This window comes from Aquirufa nivalisilvae (assembly GCF_003143535.1).
Lineage (GTDB): Bacteria > Bacteroidota > Bacteroidia > Cytophagales > Spirosomataceae > Aquirufa > Aquirufa nivalisilvae.
This window is the reverse complement of the sequence record NZ_CP029346.1, coordinates 1,052,175-1,067,917: the sequence shown is the minus strand read 5'-3', so window position 1 is coordinate 1,067,917 and position 15,743 is coordinate 1,052,175. Positions and strand designations below refer to the sequence as shown.

General features: G+C 39.6%; 19 protein-coding genes. 15 read left to right on the top strand and 4 right to left on the bottom strand.

Features of this window, described 5'->3' with window-relative positions:
* Positions 1-2 precede the first annotated feature (2 nt).
* The 4 genes from HME7025_RS04715 to HME7025_RS04700 are packed head-to-tail and all read left to right on the top strand — an operon-like array spanning position 3 to position 2,776.
* Positions 3-707: an SDR family oxidoreductase gene (locus HME7025_RS04715; protein ID WP_109322534.1), complete on the top strand. Its 705-nt coding sequence runs from the start codon at positions 3-5 to the stop codon at positions 705-707.
* Entirely contained in the window at positions 707-1,141 is a 435-nt protein-coding gene (gene tsaE, locus HME7025_RS04710) for a tRNA (adenosine(37)-N6)-threonylcarbamoyltransferase complex ATPase subunit type 1 TsaE (RefSeq protein WP_109322533.1), read from the top strand. The genes HME7025_RS04715 and tsaE overlap by 1 nt, the downstream gene beginning before the upstream one ends.
* On the top strand, positions 1,138-2,355 hold the full coding sequence (locus HME7025_RS04705; protein WP_109322532.1) for an alanine dehydrogenase: 1,218 nt from the start codon (positions 1,138-1,140) through the stop codon (positions 2,353-2,355). Before tsaE ends, HME7025_RS04705 begins: the two co-directional genes overlap by 4 nt.
* Before the next feature lie 4 nt (positions 2,356-2,359).
* Complete coding sequence (locus tag HME7025_RS04700; RefSeq protein WP_109322531.1) at positions 2,360-2,776, top strand: hypothetical protein; 417 nt, start codon at positions 2,360-2,362, stop codon at positions 2,774-2,776.
* 705 nt (positions 2,777-3,481) lie between these two features.
* On the opposite strand, the gene xerD is transcribed toward HME7025_RS04700, so the two are convergent.
* Positions 3,482-4,402: a site-specific tyrosine recombinase XerD gene (xerD, locus tag HME7025_RS04695; protein ID WP_109322530.1), complete on the bottom strand. Its 921-nt coding sequence runs from the start codon at positions 4,400-4,402 to the stop codon at positions 3,482-3,484.
* A gap of 101 nt (positions 4,403-4,503) precedes the next feature.
* Between xerD and aroQ the strand changes: the two genes are divergently transcribed.
* The 8 genes from aroQ to mog are packed head-to-tail and all read left to right on the top strand — an operon-like array spanning position 4,504 to position 10,221.
* Positions 4,504-4,929, top strand: coding sequence for a type II 3-dehydroquinate dehydratase (gene aroQ, locus HME7025_RS04690; protein ID WP_109322529.1), 426 nt, complete (start codon positions 4,504-4,506; stop codon positions 4,927-4,929).
* A gap of 1 nt (position 4,930) precedes the next feature.
* Positions 4,931-5,995: an aminotransferase class V-fold PLP-dependent enzyme gene (locus tag HME7025_RS04685; RefSeq protein WP_109322528.1), complete on the top strand. Its 1,065-nt coding sequence runs from the start codon at positions 4,931-4,933 to the stop codon at positions 5,993-5,995.
* A 1-nt stretch (position 5,996) separates the two neighbouring features.
* Positions 5,997-6,566, top strand: a complete 570-nt coding sequence (locus tag HME7025_RS04680) for a MarC family protein (RefSeq protein WP_109322527.1) — start codon at positions 5,997-5,999, stop codon at positions 6,564-6,566.
* A gap of 2 nt (positions 6,567-6,568) precedes the next feature.
* Entirely contained in the window at positions 6,569-7,195 is a 627-nt protein-coding gene (locus tag HME7025_RS04675) for a ribonuclease H1 domain-containing protein (RefSeq protein ID WP_109322526.1), read from the top strand.
* Positions 7,182-7,898 (top strand): tRNA1(Val) (adenine(37)-N6)-methyltransferase, encoded by a 717-nt coding sequence (locus HME7025_RS04670; protein ID WP_109322525.1) that lies wholly within the window; start codon positions 7,182-7,184, stop codon positions 7,896-7,898. The genes HME7025_RS04675 and HME7025_RS04670 overlap by 14 nt, the downstream gene beginning before the upstream one ends.
* A 33-nt stretch (positions 7,899-7,931) precedes the next feature.
* On the top strand, positions 7,932-8,897 hold the full coding sequence (locus HME7025_RS04665) for a glycosyltransferase family 2 protein (RefSeq protein ID WP_109322524.1): 966 nt from the start codon (positions 7,932-7,934) through the stop codon (positions 8,895-8,897).
* A 2-nt stretch (positions 8,898-8,899) separates the two neighbouring features.
* Positions 8,900-9,697 (top strand): tRNA threonylcarbamoyladenosine dehydratase, encoded by a 798-nt coding sequence (locus HME7025_RS04660; protein WP_109322523.1) that lies wholly within the window; start codon positions 8,900-8,902, stop codon positions 9,695-9,697.
* Positions 9,694-10,221 (top strand): molybdopterin adenylyltransferase, encoded by a 528-nt coding sequence (mog, locus tag HME7025_RS04655; protein WP_109322522.1) that lies wholly within the window; start codon positions 9,694-9,696, stop codon positions 10,219-10,221. Before HME7025_RS04660 ends, mog begins: the two co-directional genes overlap by 4 nt.
* Here mog and HME7025_RS04650 read toward each other — a convergent pair.
* Both HME7025_RS04650 and folP read right to left on the bottom strand, forming a co-directional pair.
* Complete coding sequence (locus HME7025_RS04650) at positions 10,218-11,033, bottom strand: aminotransferase class IV (RefSeq protein WP_109322521.1); 816 nt, start codon at positions 11,031-11,033, stop codon at positions 10,218-10,220. The two genes, mog and HME7025_RS04650, sit on opposite strands and share 4 nt — an antisense overlap.
* Positions 11,011-11,880 (bottom strand): dihydropteroate synthase, encoded by an 870-nt coding sequence (folP, locus tag HME7025_RS04645; protein WP_226998278.1) that lies wholly within the window; start codon positions 11,878-11,880, stop codon positions 11,011-11,013. Before folP ends, HME7025_RS04650 begins: the two co-directional genes overlap by 23 nt.
* A 75-nt stretch (positions 11,881-11,955) precedes the next feature.
* Here folP and HME7025_RS04640 point away from each other — a divergent pair, with 75 nt between their 5' ends.
* From HME7025_RS04640 to HME7025_RS04630, 3 genes are read left to right on the top strand one after another with little or no spacing between them, the layout of a single operon-like run.
* Positions 11,956-12,534: a DUF1599 domain-containing protein gene (locus HME7025_RS04640; RefSeq protein ID WP_109322520.1), complete on the top strand. Its 579-nt coding sequence runs from the start codon at positions 11,956-11,958 to the stop codon at positions 12,532-12,534.
* Between the two features lie 12 nt (positions 12,535-12,546).
* Entirely contained in the window at positions 12,547-13,656 is a 1,110-nt protein-coding gene (locus HME7025_RS04635) for a BT_3928 family protein (RefSeq protein ID WP_154401930.1), read from the top strand.
* Positions 13,657-13,658: 2 nt separating this feature from the next.
* Positions 13,659-14,180, top strand: a complete 522-nt coding sequence (locus HME7025_RS04630; RefSeq protein ID WP_109322518.1) for a shikimate kinase — start codon at positions 13,659-13,661, stop codon at positions 14,178-14,180.
* Here the strand turns inward: HME7025_RS04630 and HME7025_RS04625 are convergent, their stop codons facing one another.
* Positions 14,181-15,737: an OmpP1/FadL family transporter gene (locus HME7025_RS04625; protein WP_109322517.1), complete on the bottom strand. Its 1,557-nt coding sequence runs from the start codon at positions 15,735-15,737 to the stop codon at positions 14,181-14,183.
* Positions 15,738-15,743: the final 6 nt, after the last annotated feature.

Here is a 15,743-nt window from a genome sequence, read left to right as displayed (position 1 = left end):
TAATGAACAAAACGGTAGTAATCAGCGGAGGTAGTCAGGGAATTGGTAAAGCCTTAGTGAAAAAATTCATTTCGGAGGGTTTTAAGACCTTTACCTGCTCTCGAAAAGCAGCTAGTTTAGCAGCGCTAAGCGAAGAAATAAACAGTCCTTTACTCCATACTTTTGTGGCTGATCTCAGTCAAAAAGATCAAACACAGGCTTTTGCTCAATTTGTGTTAGCACAAAGTGCCCAGGTAGATGTTTTGATCAATAATGCTGGATTTTTCCTTCCTGGACAAATTCAAAATGAGGAAGAAAATGTGTTAGAGCGACAAATTGAGACCAATTTATATTCGGCTTATCATTTGACCAGAGCCTTGTTGCCGAGTTTTCAAGCTCAGCAATCAGGACATATTTTCACCATTTGTTCTACTGCTTCTATCACAGCTTATACCCAAGGTGGCTCGTATTGCATCAGTAAATTTGCGCTCCTAGGTTTCACCAAAGTATTAAGAGAAGAATTAAAGACACAAGGAATCAAAGTGACGGCCATATTGCCGGGTGCTACCTTAACTCCTTCCTGGGATGGAGTCAATTTACCTGCAAGCCGATTTATTCCTGCCGATGATATTGCCTCGACCATTTGGGCTGCTTACCAAATGGCCCCTTCTACCGTATTAGAAGAAATTTTGATTCGTCCACAACTAGGAGATATTGATTTAGACTAATGAAACAAGTATTTAGCGCTACGTATACCTTAGAAGATTTACCCGCAGTGGTAAAAGATTGGTTAGCTATTAGCTCCCAATTCCCTTCTGTTTGTCTATTTCGTGGACAAATGGGGGCTGGAAAGACCACCTTAATCAAAGAATTGGGCAAACAGTTGGGCGTTTTACAATCAGTACAAAGCCCTACCTTTTCCTTGGTCAATGAATACCAAAATGCAGCTGGTGATATCATATACCACTTTGACCTATACCGATTGAAAAATGTTCGAGAAGCTTTGGACATTGGTATTGAAGAATACCTAGATTCTGGTCATCTTTGTTTAATCGAATGGCCAGAGCAAGCCGAAGAATTGTGGGATTTTCCCCACATAGAAATAAATATTAGTACCCAAGATGAAAAGCACCGTCATCTTACAGCAATTTGGCACGAATGATGGAATCTAATCCTTTTCAGGAATTATTAGCACAACAAGGCATCATGCCCATGGAGGCGATGGCATGGACCAAACAAAATGCACGCAGTATTTTGATTGGTATACCTAAGGAACATGCCAAATATGAAAACCGAATTGCTCTTAGTCCACATGCGGTCCAATTATTAGTAGCCAATGGTCATGAAGTAGTGGTGGAAAAATCCGCTGGAGAGCGTTCTGGCTTTTCGGATGCCGATTATTTGTTAGCCGGTGCATCTGTGACAGAAGATACTGCACAAGTTTGGCAATCACCCTTGGTAATTAAAATCAGCCCGCCTAGTGAAAAGGAGATTGAATTAATGAAAGTGGGCAATTGCCTGATATCTTGCGCTTCCTACCATCATTTGACGGTGGAAATCATTGATAAGTTAATTCAAAAGAAAATCTTAGCCATTGGTTTGGAATATGCCGAAGATAATGGAGGCGGATTCCCATTTGTAAAAATCATGGCCGAAATAGCGGGGCAATTAATTTTACCTATTGCTTCAGAAATATTACGTAAGGAACATCAGCCGGGTATTTTATTAGGCAATGTAACAGGAGTTCCACCTTGCAAAATGGTGCTTTTAGGTTCCGGACAAGTAGTAGAGCAAGCTGCTCGTGCGGCCTGGCATGCCGGTATTCAAGTCCAGGTTTTCGATAAAGACATCTATAAATTACAGCGTTTGAAGCAAAGTTTAGGCTTTCCGCTCATCACCCAAGTGATTGATTCGGAAAACTTACCAAAAGCCTTGCAAGAAGCCCAAGTGATTGTAGGTGCTTTACGTTCAGACAATGGCATTACGCCTTGCATTGTAACCGAAGAAATGGTGAGCAAGCTAAAAGAAGGTACGCTAATCATGGATGTTTGCATCGACCAAGGAGGCTGTTTTGAAACATCTTTTACTACCAATTTGGGAAATCCTACATTTACCAAACATGGAGTCATTCATTATTGTGTACCTAATATTCCTTCTCAGGTAAGTCAAACCGCTAGTTTAGCCATCAGCAATCTAATTACTTCTTTTTTACTGAAAGCAGGTAAAACAGGAGGTGTTGAAGAAATGCTCTGGCAAGGTAAATCCTTTATGAAGGGAGTTTATTCCTATAAGGGTTACATTACGCATCCTATGATCGGCAAATTATTTCACAAAGCTGTCAAAGACATCCAATTATTATTACTAAGTAAGAGTTAATATCATGATTGAAGATTATCAAGCCCTTTCCAACGCACCCAACTCCCCTGACTTGAATGGCAAGTACTTGGGTTTAATTTCCAGCGATTTTATCTTGGTTTCTGAACTCTTGAAAGAGGCTTCCTACCAAATCAAGAAAAGAGGCTTTTCCGATTTCCCTGTTTTTGTCACCTCTCAAAGACCGATTGAGATTGGTCAAAAATTGATTGGTGTGAACGAAATGAATGGCAATAAATGGAATTACCATGCTTCCACTTTGGAGGAATTTCTTCAAAGAGGTTTAGTGGCGGAAGAAAACAAAGAGCTATTTGTTCAAAATTACAAAGACATCGAAGAATTCGCCTGCCTTTTCGTGGTTGATGGCCAGTTCACTAATTTTGTATTTATTCCTTTTCCGGAGGAAATGGACAATGTAGAATGAAGAATGGAGAATGTAGAATTAAGAATGAAGTGCTAAAATCTGTTTACAATTTTCATTCAACTACTGCGATATGAGATGAACGTCGAGAATCATTTCCTGAAAAAATTCTACATTCTTCATTCTAAATTCTCCACTCTTTATTCAGCGGATGAAAACTAGCTGTTCGACATGTTCCGTAGGGTCATGTCGAACCCACAATCAGAACTTGATTAAGCATAGAATTTATGGTCTTTCTTTTGTTCAAAAAAAAGAAAGACCATGGTAAGTTAAGTTCTATAAAAAAAATTGTTAAAAAAGTTTATTCAAGTACATTTCTTAGTTAAAAATCTCATTGGTATTTCTTTTTTTTCATAAAAAAAAGAAACAAAAAAAAACAGAAGAAGGACGGTTAATCCCAAGACGAATTCCGCTCCGCGGAACCGATTGTTTCTCCGCTTACGGCTTTAATCTTTGACGCTTACACACATGGCCTATGCGCAAGGTCAAATATCCGCTTGACGCCTCGCTCAAGCTACGTTCCAATCTTTCGTGAGGATTAACCGTTTATTTTGGGATTAATATTAGGATTTAGATATTGGTGATTAGAAAAAAAATCAATAAGCACGAAGTAATTGAGGTATACAATATTCATATTAAATTACGTCATTCAACTACTGCGATATGAGATGAACGTCAAAAATCTTTCCTGAAAAAATTCTACATTCTTCATTCTACATTCTTCATTCCCTTATTAAGCGGATGAAAATCCCTCACCATCTGACTTAAATATGCCCGATCTAAATGGGTATAGATTTCCGTAGTCAAGATAGATTCGTGGCCAAGCATTTCTTGCACAGCACGAAGATCCGCTCCACCTTCAATTAAATGAGTAGCAAAGGAATGTCGGAAAGTATGTGGACTAATGGATTTTTCAATGCCTGCTTTGGCAGCTAAGTCTTTACAAATAATAAAGACCATCACCCGACTCAAAGCCCCTCCTCGCCTATTCAAAAAGACTACATTCAAAGCTTCCTTCTTGACGGGTATTTGTGACCTAACCGATTCTAAATAGATTTTCAAATAACGAAAAGCATCTTTCCCAGCTGGCACCAATCGTTCCTTGTCCCCTTTGCCGCGTACTTTCAAAAATCCAATATCCTCATAGACATCTGTCAGTTTCAAGTGGGTCAACTCAGAAACCCGCATACCGGCACCGTACAACATTTCCAACATAGCCCGATTGCGCACTCCCTCGGGGGTCGACATATCATTTTGTTCCAAAATCAGATTGATTTCGTCAAAAGAGAGTGTATCTGGGAGTTTCCGACCTTGCTGTGGACTCTTAATATGCAAGGTAGGATCTTGCTGAATGCTTCCTTCAAACTGAAGAAAATGAAAAAACGAACGTATACCCGACAAACACCTGGCCTGCGTACTTGCCTCGATGCCCAATCCGTGCAAATCTTTCAAAAATGCCAAGAGATGTGCTTCTTCAACTTCAGCAATGGCTAAGTCATCACCTAAACTGCTAGCCAAATAAGTAGCTAGTTTGCTAACATCCCGTAAGTATGCCTCATGCGAATGGCCCGACAAGCCTCGCTCAATCTTTAAATAGTTTCCAAACGATTGGATTTCCTTTTCCCACATGGGCTTTTTATTGAAACAAACATGTAAATTTAGAAGAATTACGTAATTTTAAACCTTGACGGACGTTTTAAAATCCGAAGATGTAAGCAAAACCCATTGATATGGTACGACAAAAAATATTGATCCTAAATGGTCCCAATTTGAACCTATTAGGAACTAGAGAACCAGAAATTTACGGTCATCAGACCTTTGAACAATACTTAGAAGTACTGAAAGATAAATTCGGGAAGGAATTGGAATTGGAATATTTTCAATCCAATAGTGAAGGCGCCATGATTAGCAAATTACATGAAGTAGGTTTTTCTTATGACGGTATTTTGCTGAATGCAGGCGGATATACGCACACTTCCATTGCATTGGCAGATGCTGTTTCTGCCATTTCAACCCCTGTGATTGAAGTACATATTTCCAATGTTCATGCTCGTGAATCTTTCCGTGCACATTCTTACTTAAGTCCAAAATGCAAAGGAACCATCATTGGTTTTGGATTGAGAAGTTATGATTTAGGCCTATACTCCTTTATTTAACATGCTATCTTTTTACCCTGGTCCTTCCAAAGTCTATCCTCAAACTTTGGGCTTCATTCAAGAAGCGTACGAGCAGGGAATTGTGAGCATCAATCACCGCAGCGCCCGCTTTGAGAGCTTGTTGAAAGAAACCCTTGAAAACTTGCACCAAAAGTGGGACATCCCGGCCGAATACACCATTTATTTCATTTCTTCGGCCACCGAGGCCTGGGAAATCGTGGCTCAATCTCTGATTGAAAAGAAAAGCCTCCATGTGTACAACGGTGCTTTTGGCAAAAAATGGGCTCATTATGTGGAACAAATTATTCCTCAAGCATCAAGCTTGGAATTTGGTTTAAACGAGTCATTATCGGATTTTGCCTCACAAATCTCCGATGAACTAAAGACTACTATTGATACACTTTGCTTAGTTCAAAGTGAAACTTCCAATGGAACTGGGCAAGTCATTTGTCGAAAAGAATTAGGATTCTCTCCAGATTGCCTCATTGCTGTAGATGCCACCTCTTCTATGGGAGGCATTGAGCTACCTTGGTTGGAAGCCGATGTATGGTTAGCCTCATGTCAAAAATGCATGGGAATTCCTGCTGGTTTAGGAGTTTTGATCTGTTCACCCAAAGCGTTGGAAAGAGCTGAAAAACTCAACAGAAAAGATTATTACAATAGCATCATTTTGATGGAGCAAAACAGAAAATTGTTCCAAACGCATTATACACCTAATGTTTTAGGTATTTATTTACTTAATCGCTTAAGTCAAACGCTACCTTCGATTCGAGTAATCCACCAACAAACATGGGAGAAAATGGCCATTTGGGAAGATTTCTGGAAGCATCAATCCTCATTTGAATTTGATTTTTTGGTAGACCAACATGCCCTTAGACTTCCCACCGTGCTTGCTCTAAAAGGCGAATCATCCGAGGTAAATCGCATTTTCCAGTTAGCGGAACAGCATCAAATTGATTTAGGCAAAGGTTATGGCACTTGGAAAAACAATACCTTCCGAATTGCTAATTTCCCCAGCCATACCATAGAAGATATACACTCACTCATACAATTTATACAAGCTTAACATGCACTTCGACCTAAAAGAAATCATTTCATCATCCCTGATTCTGTTTTCTGTCATCGATATCTTGGGGTCTATTCCCATCATTATCGACCTACGAAAGAAAAATGGAAGCATTCATGCTGAACAGGCCACTTTGGTATCAGGTGCCATCATGATTGGCTTCTTTTTTGCAGGAAAGTTTATCTTACATCTATTGGGAGTAGATACGAATTCTTTTGCCGTAGCAGGTGCTTTGATTATCTTTTTGATTGGACTTGAAATGACTTTAGGTAGAAATATTTTCAAAGCTGAGGAAATGCAAGAAGGAACCCACTCCATTGTACCTCTTGCCTTCCCTGTCATTGCTGGAGCTGGAACGATGACTACATTGATTTCCTTAAAATCGCAGTTTGAAGAGGAAAATATCATCATAAGTATCTTGATTAACTTAATCTTCATCTACCTCGTGTTGCGTAGTAGCGTTTGGATAGAAAAGAAATTAGGAAACGTAGGTACTCAAATTTTACGCAAGGTTTTCGGAGTCATCTTAATTGCCATTGCTATTAAAATCATTAAGACCCGATTGTTCTAAGCATGAGTAAAAAACAAAAATACTATGTCATTTGGGCGGGTCATGAAACAGGAATTTTTGATTCTTGGGCTAAGGCTGAAAAGTTAATCAAGAACTTTCCTGGGGCACAATATAAATCTTTTGATAGTCGTGCTGCAGCTGAAGAAGCCTTCAAAAAAAACTATTGGGCCAGTATAGAAACAACTAAAAAATCCAATGTAAAAAAGTCCATTCATTCCCAAGATATCATTATCCCAAGCATCTCAGTAGATGCAGCTTGTTCAGGAAATCCTGGTGTGTTGGAATACCAAGGTGTCAATACCGAAACCAAAGAGGTGCTATTTGCCCAGGGTCCCTATCCAATTGGAACGGTCAATCTTGGAGAATTTTTGGCCATTGTTCATGGCTTGGCCTATTTGAAAAAAATCGACTGTCCATTTCCCTTATATTCCGATTCTAGAACGGCTATAGCTTGGGTTAGAAATAAAGCCATCAAAACCAATTTGGAGCGTAATTCAGAAACGGAAGAACTATTCCAACGCGTAGATAAGGCCATTGCATGGTTAAAAGGCAATTTCTACCAAACGAAAATTTTGAAATGGGAAACAGAACATTGGGGTGAAAATCCAGCGGATTATGGCAGAAAGTAGGTCCATTTTTCAGTTCAAACAATTTCAATTAGCCCACGGTAATCCAGGACTTAAAATCAGTACAGAAGCCTGCCTTTTCGGTGCTTGGATACCCATTAGCAACTCGCTACAAACCTTGGATATCGGTACAGGCTGCGGATTATTGGCACACATGCTTTGTCAAAAATCCCCTGATTTACGAGTAGATGCCCTAGAAATTATTCCCGAAGTGGCTGAATTAGCTCAACAAAATGTAGAACAAAGTCCTTTCAAAGAGCACATCAGGGTGTTTCAAGGGGATATTAAAACTTTGCATGTCGGCCAACCTTATGACCTTATCATCTGTAATCCACCTTTTTTTAGCAATCATTTAGCTGCTACGGATAGTTCCAAGCAAGCTGCCATCCATGCAGACCATTTGTCTCCCGATGATTTAGCGCAAGCAATCCACCATCATCTGACAGAATTAGGGCATTTTGCTGTCTTATACCCTCCTCATGAAATGGGAATATTCTTACAAGCTGCCGAAAAAAGAGGCTTATTTGCCAATCAGATTGCTCATATTATTCCCAAACCTGGGGCTAAAGTTCTACGACAAATGCTTTGGGGATCTCGACAAAAAATGGATATTTCGGTCGAACAAATTCATATTCGTGATGAACAAGGCAACTACTACCTTGATTTTCAAGAATTATTAAAACCTTACTATTTAATCTTCCCTTAAAATAATAACCAAGCTTTTTGTATTTTTGTCAACATGCAAGATTCTACGCTACAAATTTCCATCGTTGTCCCTCTCTTTAATGAGGCTGAATCACTTCCAGAACTATGTGCTTGGATTGATCGGGTTATGCGAGCCAATCATTTCTCTTACGAAATGATTTTTGTAAACGATGGTAGTCGGGATGAATCCTGGGAAGTTTTGAAATCTTTATCGGTTCAATACCCCAGCCTAAAAGCTAGTTCTTTTGCTCGTAATTATGGTAAATCTGCAGCTTTGCATGAAGGGTTCTCTAAAGCACAAGGATCCGTAGTGATTACCATGGATGCCGACATGCAAGACTCCCCCGACGAGATTCCTGCATTATATCAAATGATTACCCAAGATGGTTTTGATTTAGTCTCAGGTTGGAAACAAAAACGTTTTGATCCCTTGTCTAAAACCATCCCTACCAAATTGTACAATGCCGCTACCAGAGCGCTTTCAGGGGTATATTTACATGATTTCAACTGTGGATTGAAAGCCTATAAATTAGAAGTCATTAAGACCATTCGCCTCTATGGCGAAATGCATCGCTATATTCCCGTTCAGGCGAAGTGGAACGGTTTTTCTAAGATTGGAGAAAAGGTAGTACAGCATCAAGCCAGAAAATATGGCGTAACCAAATTCGGCTTAGAGCGATTCTTGTATGGATTTTTGGATTTACTTTCCATCACTTTTGTACAAACCTTTGGCAAAAGACCCATGCACCTTTTTGGTAGCTTCGGAATCCTATCTTTCTTCTCTGGAAGTATCATCACTTTGTGGCTCATCGGCGAAAAACTTTACAATATCACGCAGCATTTAAAATACCGCAATGTGACGGATAATCCTTTGTTCTTTTTGGCATTGGTAGCCATCATATTAGGCGTTCAGTTATTTTTAGCTGGTTTCATTGGTGAGCTGATGGTCACTAATTCTGACAAAACAACCGATTATCAAATCAAGGAAGAAATATCCTAAATATGAGTACAAAAGACCTTCGTTGGCTGAGTCGCTCGGAACTTCTCATTGGAGAACAAGGCATCCAGCAATTACAAAATGCCCATGTATTGATTGTAGGACTGGGAGGAGTTGGCTCCTTTGCCGCTGAGTTTATTGCTAGAGCGGGTGTAGGAACCATGACCATTGTGGATGGAGACGTAGTAGACCCTACCAATAGAAATCGCCAATTGCCAGCCTTAGCAACTAACCACGGTGTCGCTAAAGTAAAAATCATGGCTGAGCGCTTATTTGCCATCAACCCAGATTTGATCTTGCATGAACATGAGACATTTTTGAGTCCTGAGGCTGCCAAAGAGATTTTAGAAAAAACAAAATACGATTATGTCATGGATTGTATTGATTCGGTCACACCCAAATTGACCCTTTTAAAAACAGCCTATGACCTAGGATTGAACATCGTAAGCTCCATGGGAGCGGGAGGAAAATTAGATCCAACCAAACTCAAAACGGCAGATTTATTGGATACCCGTGAATGTTATTTAGCTTCTTTGGTAAGAAAGCGTATCCGTAAAATGGGTGTTTCACGCGGAATTAAAGCCGTGTATTCACAGGAAAAAGTAAAAGATGAATCGCTTATTTTAACGGATGGTTCCAACTTCAAGAAGTCTGCATACGGTACCATTTCCTATCTTCCTGCAGCTTTTGGAGGTGTTTGCGCATCTGTCGTGATTCGCGACTTATTGAATGAGCCTATTCCTATGGAAAAAAAGCCCAAGGCCTTCATAAAAATGGAGCAAAAAAACAAACAAAAGAAATGATCAAAATAGGTGTTATCAATGTTTCTGACCGCGCAAGTGCAGGTATCTATGAAGATATCCCGGGTAAGGCTGTCGTAGAATTGCTTAAGGAATATTTGATTTCTGATTTTGAAGTAGTTTATGCGGTCATTCCTGATGAACAAGTCTTATTGGAGCAAACCATGTGCCAAATGGCCGATGAAGCGGAGGCATGTCTGATTATTACTACGGGTGGAACGGGCCCAGCGCTACGGGATGTTACTCCAGAAGCTACGGAAGCTGTATGTCAAAAGATGATGCCAGGTTTTGGAGAATTGATGCGTCAAGTAAGCCTACAATACGTCACTACAGCCATATTAAGTCGCCAAACTGCGGGTATTCGTGGGAAATCATTGATTGTCAATTTACCTGGAAAACCCAAAGCTATTCGCCAGTGCCTAGAAGCTATATTTCCAGCTATACCTTATTGCATTGATTTGATTGGTGGCCCATTTTTAGTGTGCAATGAAGCCAATATGAAAGCCTTCCGTCCACCCTCTTCCTAATTTTCGTGTTGGATTAATCGTTCGTACAATTGCGCTGTGATTACCCCCCTTTTTCCATCGGCAATGACGTTGTCATCAATTTGAAGTATGGGAACCACCCGTTTGGTACTTCCTGTGGTAAAAACTTCATCCGCCTGCTTAAATGCATCTAAACTTACATCTTGTACCTTAACTTCCATGAAGGAAGATGCCAAATCGATTACGTGTTTTCGAGTAATTCCTTCCAAGATATGTTGAGCTGGAGTATATAAAACCCCATCCTTCACACAAAACAAATTGCTTCTGGATGATTCAGAAACACCATGTGCTTGGGTATAATAAATCAAATCATCAAAACCTTGGGATTTGATTTCACTCCAATTTCGGATGGCATAGGCATAGTTCAAGGATTTAATATCCGCCATTTCACGGACATAATTTCTACTTGCCAATTTCATCCCATGGATAGGATCCATGAATTGAAATTCATTGGGAATAATGAATAATTGACTTCTTCCTTGAGGTTCAAAACCATTGGAAGAATCTCCGCCCGTAAGAACCATTTTGATACCTAAGCAATCTACTTCCGACTTAGCCGCAATCTCATGAATTAAACCAGCTAACTGCTCTTTGCTGTACATATGAGCAATACCCATTTTATCGGCCGAGGCTAAAAAACGGTCTAGGTGATCCGATAGAAAAATAGGTCTACCCTGCATGACCCTAAAAAAATCAAATATGCCAAAGCCTCGTAAAAAACCGACATCTTGAATGCCTACATAAACCTGATCTGGATCTATCCAGTGATGATTATGATAAATTGGATAAACCATTTTCTTGTAATTTCTTAACTAATTGTATGACTTGTCGGGCTTCTATTACATCATGCACCCGCAGGATATGGGCACCTTGTTGTAAGGCCACCGTATGTAAAACCGTTGTTCCATTCAAGGACTCCTCTGGCTTCGTTCCAAGCACTTTTTGTATCATGGATTTTCGGGAAACCCCTACTAACAGCGGCACGCCTAATCGAGTAAATTGATGTAATTGAGCCATCAATTGATAATTTTGGTCCAAAGATTTAGAGAAACCAAAGCCTGGATCTAGCACTACATCTTTGGCTCCCAGCACCCTCAAAGCCTGTATTTTTTTTGCCATGTCTAACCAGACATCTTCCACCACATATTCATAATCAGGCACTTGATGTACTTGTGAAAATGCACCCACACTGTGCGTTAAAATATAAGGAACTTGATTTTCGGATACCCATTCAAATATCCCTTCATCCATTTGCCCGCCACCTACATCATTGAACCAATCTGCCCCAGCTTGAATGGCGGCCTTTGCCACCGACAGACGGTAAGTATCCACAGATAAACAGATGTGAGGAAAGGCTTTACTTAATGCTTCCATTACTGGGATTACGCGATCTTGCTCTTCCTGAGCAGAAACGGCCTTAGCATCTGGTCGGGTAGAATGCCCACCTACATCCAAGATGCTGGCTCCTTCCTCAATCATTTGAGCAGCTAAAGCTAAACATTCATCGATCACAGTCACCCGGCTAGCAGAAAAAAATGAATCCGGCGTAGCATTCAATATACCCATGATTTGGGGTATCTGAAGATCAATCAATCCCGACTTATATCGAATTGTTTGAAAAGATGGAAAAAGAGCTTCCAAATGAGCTGAAATTTAGGATAATTTAAATATTTTTGTAGTCTGAAAAAAAAGAGATTTGTAAACTAATCCTCTCCTATGAACAGGGACAATGCGCCTTCCCAAACTGAAATCGAATATCGACAAGTAATTTCACACTGCAAAGCCTTGTTTGATAAAAAAAACAAAGATTACGGTACTTCTTGGCGAATTTTACGATTACCTAGTTTAACAGATCAAATTTTTATAAAAGCGCAGCGTATACGCAGCATTCAAGAAAAAGGAGAGCAAAAAATTCAAGATGGTATTGAAGGTGAATTCATTGGAATCATCAACTACTGCATCATTGCCTTAATTCAAAAGTCGCTCGAAAATTCTGAACAAATGGAGTTTTCTGCGGATGAATTAAGTCGATTTTACGATTATCAAGTAGAAACCACCTTGGAACTTTTACGCAATAAAAATCATGATTACGGTGAGGCTTGGCGCGACATGCGTGTGAGTAGCATGACAGATCTAATCTTAATGAAGATTTTCCGCACAAAACAGATCGAAAATAATCAGGGTGTTACCCTCGTTTCCGAAGGTGTAGAAGCCAATTACCAAGACATGCTGAATTACGCAGTCTTCTGTTTGATCAAAATCAAGGAAGAACAAATGCAAATCCAACAACAATAATCCACCAATAATATGCGGCAATACAGTCGAATCGCTACTTTTTTATTGGTATTTATCTTCCTCTTTTCAGGTCTAATCAAACTGAATGACCCAATTGGAACCCAACTGAAATTGGAAGAATATTTCGATGTATTTTCTCAAGATTTTCCAGCGATGGAAGGCTTTTGGAAATTTTGGATTCCCTTTGCTCTACCCCTTTCCATCTTATTAAGTAGCATGGAAATTGTCTTGGGAATCGCTCTCTGGGCAAACTACCGAACAAAACAGGTGCTTTGGACGTTTTTAGGCCTATTGGGATTCTTTGGTTTCTTAACTTTTTATTCGGCTTATTTCAACAAAGTAACGGATTGCGGATGTTTCGGTGAGACGATCAAACTGACTCCTTGGACTTCTTTCTTCAAAGATGTATTCTTATTTGTTTTGGCTCTTAGTTTATTATTTACTGACAAAATTAAGTCTTTCAATAAGAATCTAAGCCCAGTCATCATTAGTGCTATTATAAGCGTTACTTTAGGTATTTATTGTTATTTCTATTTACCTATCCACGATGGCTTACCTTATGCCATTGGTGATAATATTCCACAAAACATGAAGTCTAGGGAAGCCATGCGCTTTTCTTATGTTTACAAAATCAATGGTAAAGAAGAGACATTAACCGAAATGCCTACGGACACGCAAGCCGTATTTGTTTCCATGCAAGCCTTGAATGAGAAAGAAGCTCGCCCATTGATTACCGACTACCGGATTTGGATAGATAATGATTCTATCGATTATACAGCTGAGAGTTTCAAGGGTAAAAAACTGATGGTCATCATTCCTAATGTACACCATTCGCATTTGGATGCTTTAAAACAAATTGCTCTATTGGCCAATGAAGCCAGTAAAAAAGGTATTGAGGTTTGGTTATTGAGTGCTTCTTCTGATGAAGAAGTGAATAGCATCCGACATGAGTATCAATTGAATTTCCCGGCCATGTCCGTGGATACCAAAGTATTAAAAACCATCATTCGTTCTAGCCCAGGTCTTTGGTTGCTTAACCAAGGAACTGTTCGTGGTAAATGGTCTGCCTACCACCTACCTAGCATCGAAGACATAGACCAACGTTTAATAACAACAGATTAAGAATGAAAAATATTTATTTAATAGGAATGCCCTCCTCGGGTAAAAGTACTCTTGGGAAAGAATTAGCGAAAAACTTAGGATTTAGTTTTACGGATATGGACAAGCTGATTGAAACAAGGGAACAAAAAACTATTTCTGAAATTTTTTCGACCCAAGGTGAGGCGCATTTCCGTGAATTAGAACGCAAGACTTTGCATGGTTTCCAACCCGATCAATCCATGGTCATTGCTACAGGTGGTGGAGTACCTTGCTTTTTTGATAACATGGATTACATGAAAAAACATGGTATCAGTGTTTTCTTAAATGTGGAGTTGAATGACTTAGCCAAGAGATTGTACAAAGCGCAAGGTAATAACCGTCCGCTTTTAGATAAAAGTCAAAGTGAAGAGGCGGTGATTGCCACCATCAAAAAGACTTTTGAGGAAAGACTTCCTTTTTACAAACAAGCTGATATTCAGGTAGATGGAGAAATTAGTGTCAATCAATTGTTGTGGTTGATTGAGTCTTATGTTCCCGTTCAATAATTAAAATAAGATTCCCCCTCCTAATACAAACTGCAGGTTATTTTTGGTCAACATGGCCGATGAATAATCTGCAGCATTTTTTAAGCTATATGGGGTAAATCCATCTTTTGCAGTACGCTGAACGGCTGTCAAATCGATATAAAAAGAGGATGTACGATAGCCAATCCCTCCCGATATTTGTAGGCTATTACGATCAATACCATCGTAAGTACTAGAATAACCACTACCAAACTGAGCTACTCCAGCGCGTATATTCCAATTTGTTGTTACACGAATTTCTGTTCCTACTTTAATGTTCAAAGCCGATTCAAAATTTCGTTTGATTTGTCCGTTGTGCTTATCTTGAAACTGTTGATTGGTCGATGAATTTAATTCACTGGATGAGACGCGCATACCTGGGTAATTCACATAAGCCAAATCCAAACTCAGAAAGCCTCTTTTTCCAAAGAAATAAGCCAATCCTCCCGATAAAGTCATAGGAGTAGTCAATTGGTAGGTAAACTCATTGGGAGTTACATAAACAGGTTTTACTTTCGTAATGATAATAGGTACCCCATTGGAATCATAAGATGGGATGCCGTTGACGGTCGGACTAATACGCGCATCGTATCGTTCATTCACTTGATCAAAATAGGCAGGGCTTTGGAAATTAAATGCCACTCTCAAATTAGGACTCCATTTATAAATCATACCCAAGGATAATGATATCCCCGATCCATTGGTCACTAAATTTTCTCGGTAATTCATCGCAGCCACATAGCGTCCGCCTACATATTCCTCTGTCCAATTGCTCGTTGTTGTTGAAGTAATTTTCGAAAACTGCAAGCCTGCACCAATGTACAATTTGTCCATGTAAGAAGCCCCATAACTAAAATTCCAACTGCTCAAAGCTCCAGAATTCACTACTTCTCCTACTTGAGAGGTTGGCAAATTAGGTTCATACCTAGAAAAAGGCACTCCACCATTGGTTGGGTTAGGATCAATCAAATAAGCCTGATAAGCCGCCGCTTCTGGGCTATCTGCATAATTACTAGCTGGACTATATTCACCGTCCAAACTAGCCCCAGTGGCATTTTTATCATTTGCTTTTTCAATGAATGAATCTAGTAATGACGATCTATTATTGGTACCTGTTACATACACTGGTTGAGTATATACCACTTGTCTGGAATAACTTATCCCAAATGCACCATGCCATTTGTTATAAGAACTAGGATCTCCTGCCAACACCAAACCTAAACTTGGTAAATGAAACAAGGCATCTGTTTGCTTGGCACTTATTCCTAGATAATTGGAGCTAGTGGATGAATTTTGTTGTGCCATACTCAAATGCACCTCCGAACGATTGTAGAATCCCAAACCTGCAGGATTAGCTGCAATGGAACTAACATCAGCCCCTAATACACTATAAGTTCCTCCCAAGGCCTGCATACGAGCTGTTCCCGTAGCGTAGGTAGTAGAGAAGTATTTAGCCAAATTCGCATAACTGTATATTTGTCCAAACACAAGATTAGGCAAACACAATCCTAAAGCGATTGTTACAATGTACTTTTTCATAAGATC

Excerpts from the sequence above, each read along its gene's own strand:
- HME7025_RS04680 (WP_109322527.1), top strand. The coding sequence starts at position 5,997 with ATGCACTTCGACCTAAAAGAAATCATTTCATCATCCCTGATTCTGTTT.
- HME7025_RS04625 (WP_109322517.1), bottom strand. The coding sequence starts at position 15,737 with ATGAAAAAGTACATTGTAACAATCGCTTTAGGATTGTGTTTGCCTAAT.
- aroQ (WP_109322529.1), top strand. The coding sequence starts at position 4,504 with ATGGTACGACAAAAAATATTGATCCTAAATGGTCCCAATTTGAACCTA.
- HME7025_RS04665 (WP_109322524.1), top strand. The coding sequence starts at position 7,932 with ATGCAAGATTCTACGCTACAAATTTCCATCGTTGTCCCTCTCTTTAAT.
- mog (WP_109322522.1), top strand. The coding sequence starts at position 9,694 with ATGATCAAAATAGGTGTTATCAATGTTTCTGACCGCGCAAGTGCAGGT.
- HME7025_RS04635 (WP_154401930.1), top strand. The coding sequence starts at position 12,547 with ATGCGGCAATACAGTCGAATCGCTACTTTTTTATTGGTATTTATCTTC.
- HME7025_RS04670 (WP_109322525.1), top strand. The coding sequence starts at position 7,182 with ATGGCAGAAAGTAGGTCCATTTTTCAGTTCAAACAATTTCAATTAGCC.
- tsaE (WP_109322533.1), top strand. The coding sequence starts at position 707 with ATGAAACAAGTATTTAGCGCTACGTATACCTTAGAAGATTTACCCGCA.
- HME7025_RS04660 (WP_109322523.1), top strand. The coding sequence starts at position 8,900 with ATGAGTACAAAAGACCTTCGTTGGCTGAGTCGCTCGGAACTTCTCATT.
- HME7025_RS04700 (WP_109322531.1), top strand. The coding sequence starts at position 2,360 with ATGATTGAAGATTATCAAGCCCTTTCCAACGCACCCAACTCCCCTGAC.
- HME7025_RS04715 (WP_109322534.1), top strand. The coding sequence starts at position 3 with ATGAACAAAACGGTAGTAATCAGCGGAGGTAGTCAGGGAATTGGTAAA.
- HME7025_RS04630 (WP_109322518.1), top strand. The coding sequence starts at position 13,659 with ATGAAAAATATTTATTTAATAGGAATGCCCTCCTCGGGTAAAAGTACT.
- HME7025_RS04685 (WP_109322528.1), top strand. The coding sequence starts at position 4,931 with ATGCTATCTTTTTACCCTGGTCCTTCCAAAGTCTATCCTCAAACTTTG.
- HME7025_RS04650 (WP_109322521.1), bottom strand. The coding sequence starts at position 11,033 with ATGGTTTATCCAATTTATCATAATCATCACTGGATAGATCCAGATCAG.
- HME7025_RS04640 (WP_109322520.1), top strand. The coding sequence starts at position 11,956 with ATGAACAGGGACAATGCGCCTTCCCAAACTGAAATCGAATATCGACAA.
- HME7025_RS04705 (WP_109322532.1), top strand. The coding sequence starts at position 1,138 with ATGATGGAATCTAATCCTTTTCAGGAATTATTAGCACAACAAGGCATC.
- xerD (WP_109322530.1), bottom strand. The coding sequence starts at position 4,402 with ATGTGGGAAAAGGAAATCCAATCGTTTGGAAACTATTTAAAGATTGAG.
- HME7025_RS04675 (WP_109322526.1), top strand. The coding sequence starts at position 6,569 with ATGAGTAAAAAACAAAAATACTATGTCATTTGGGCGGGTCATGAAACA.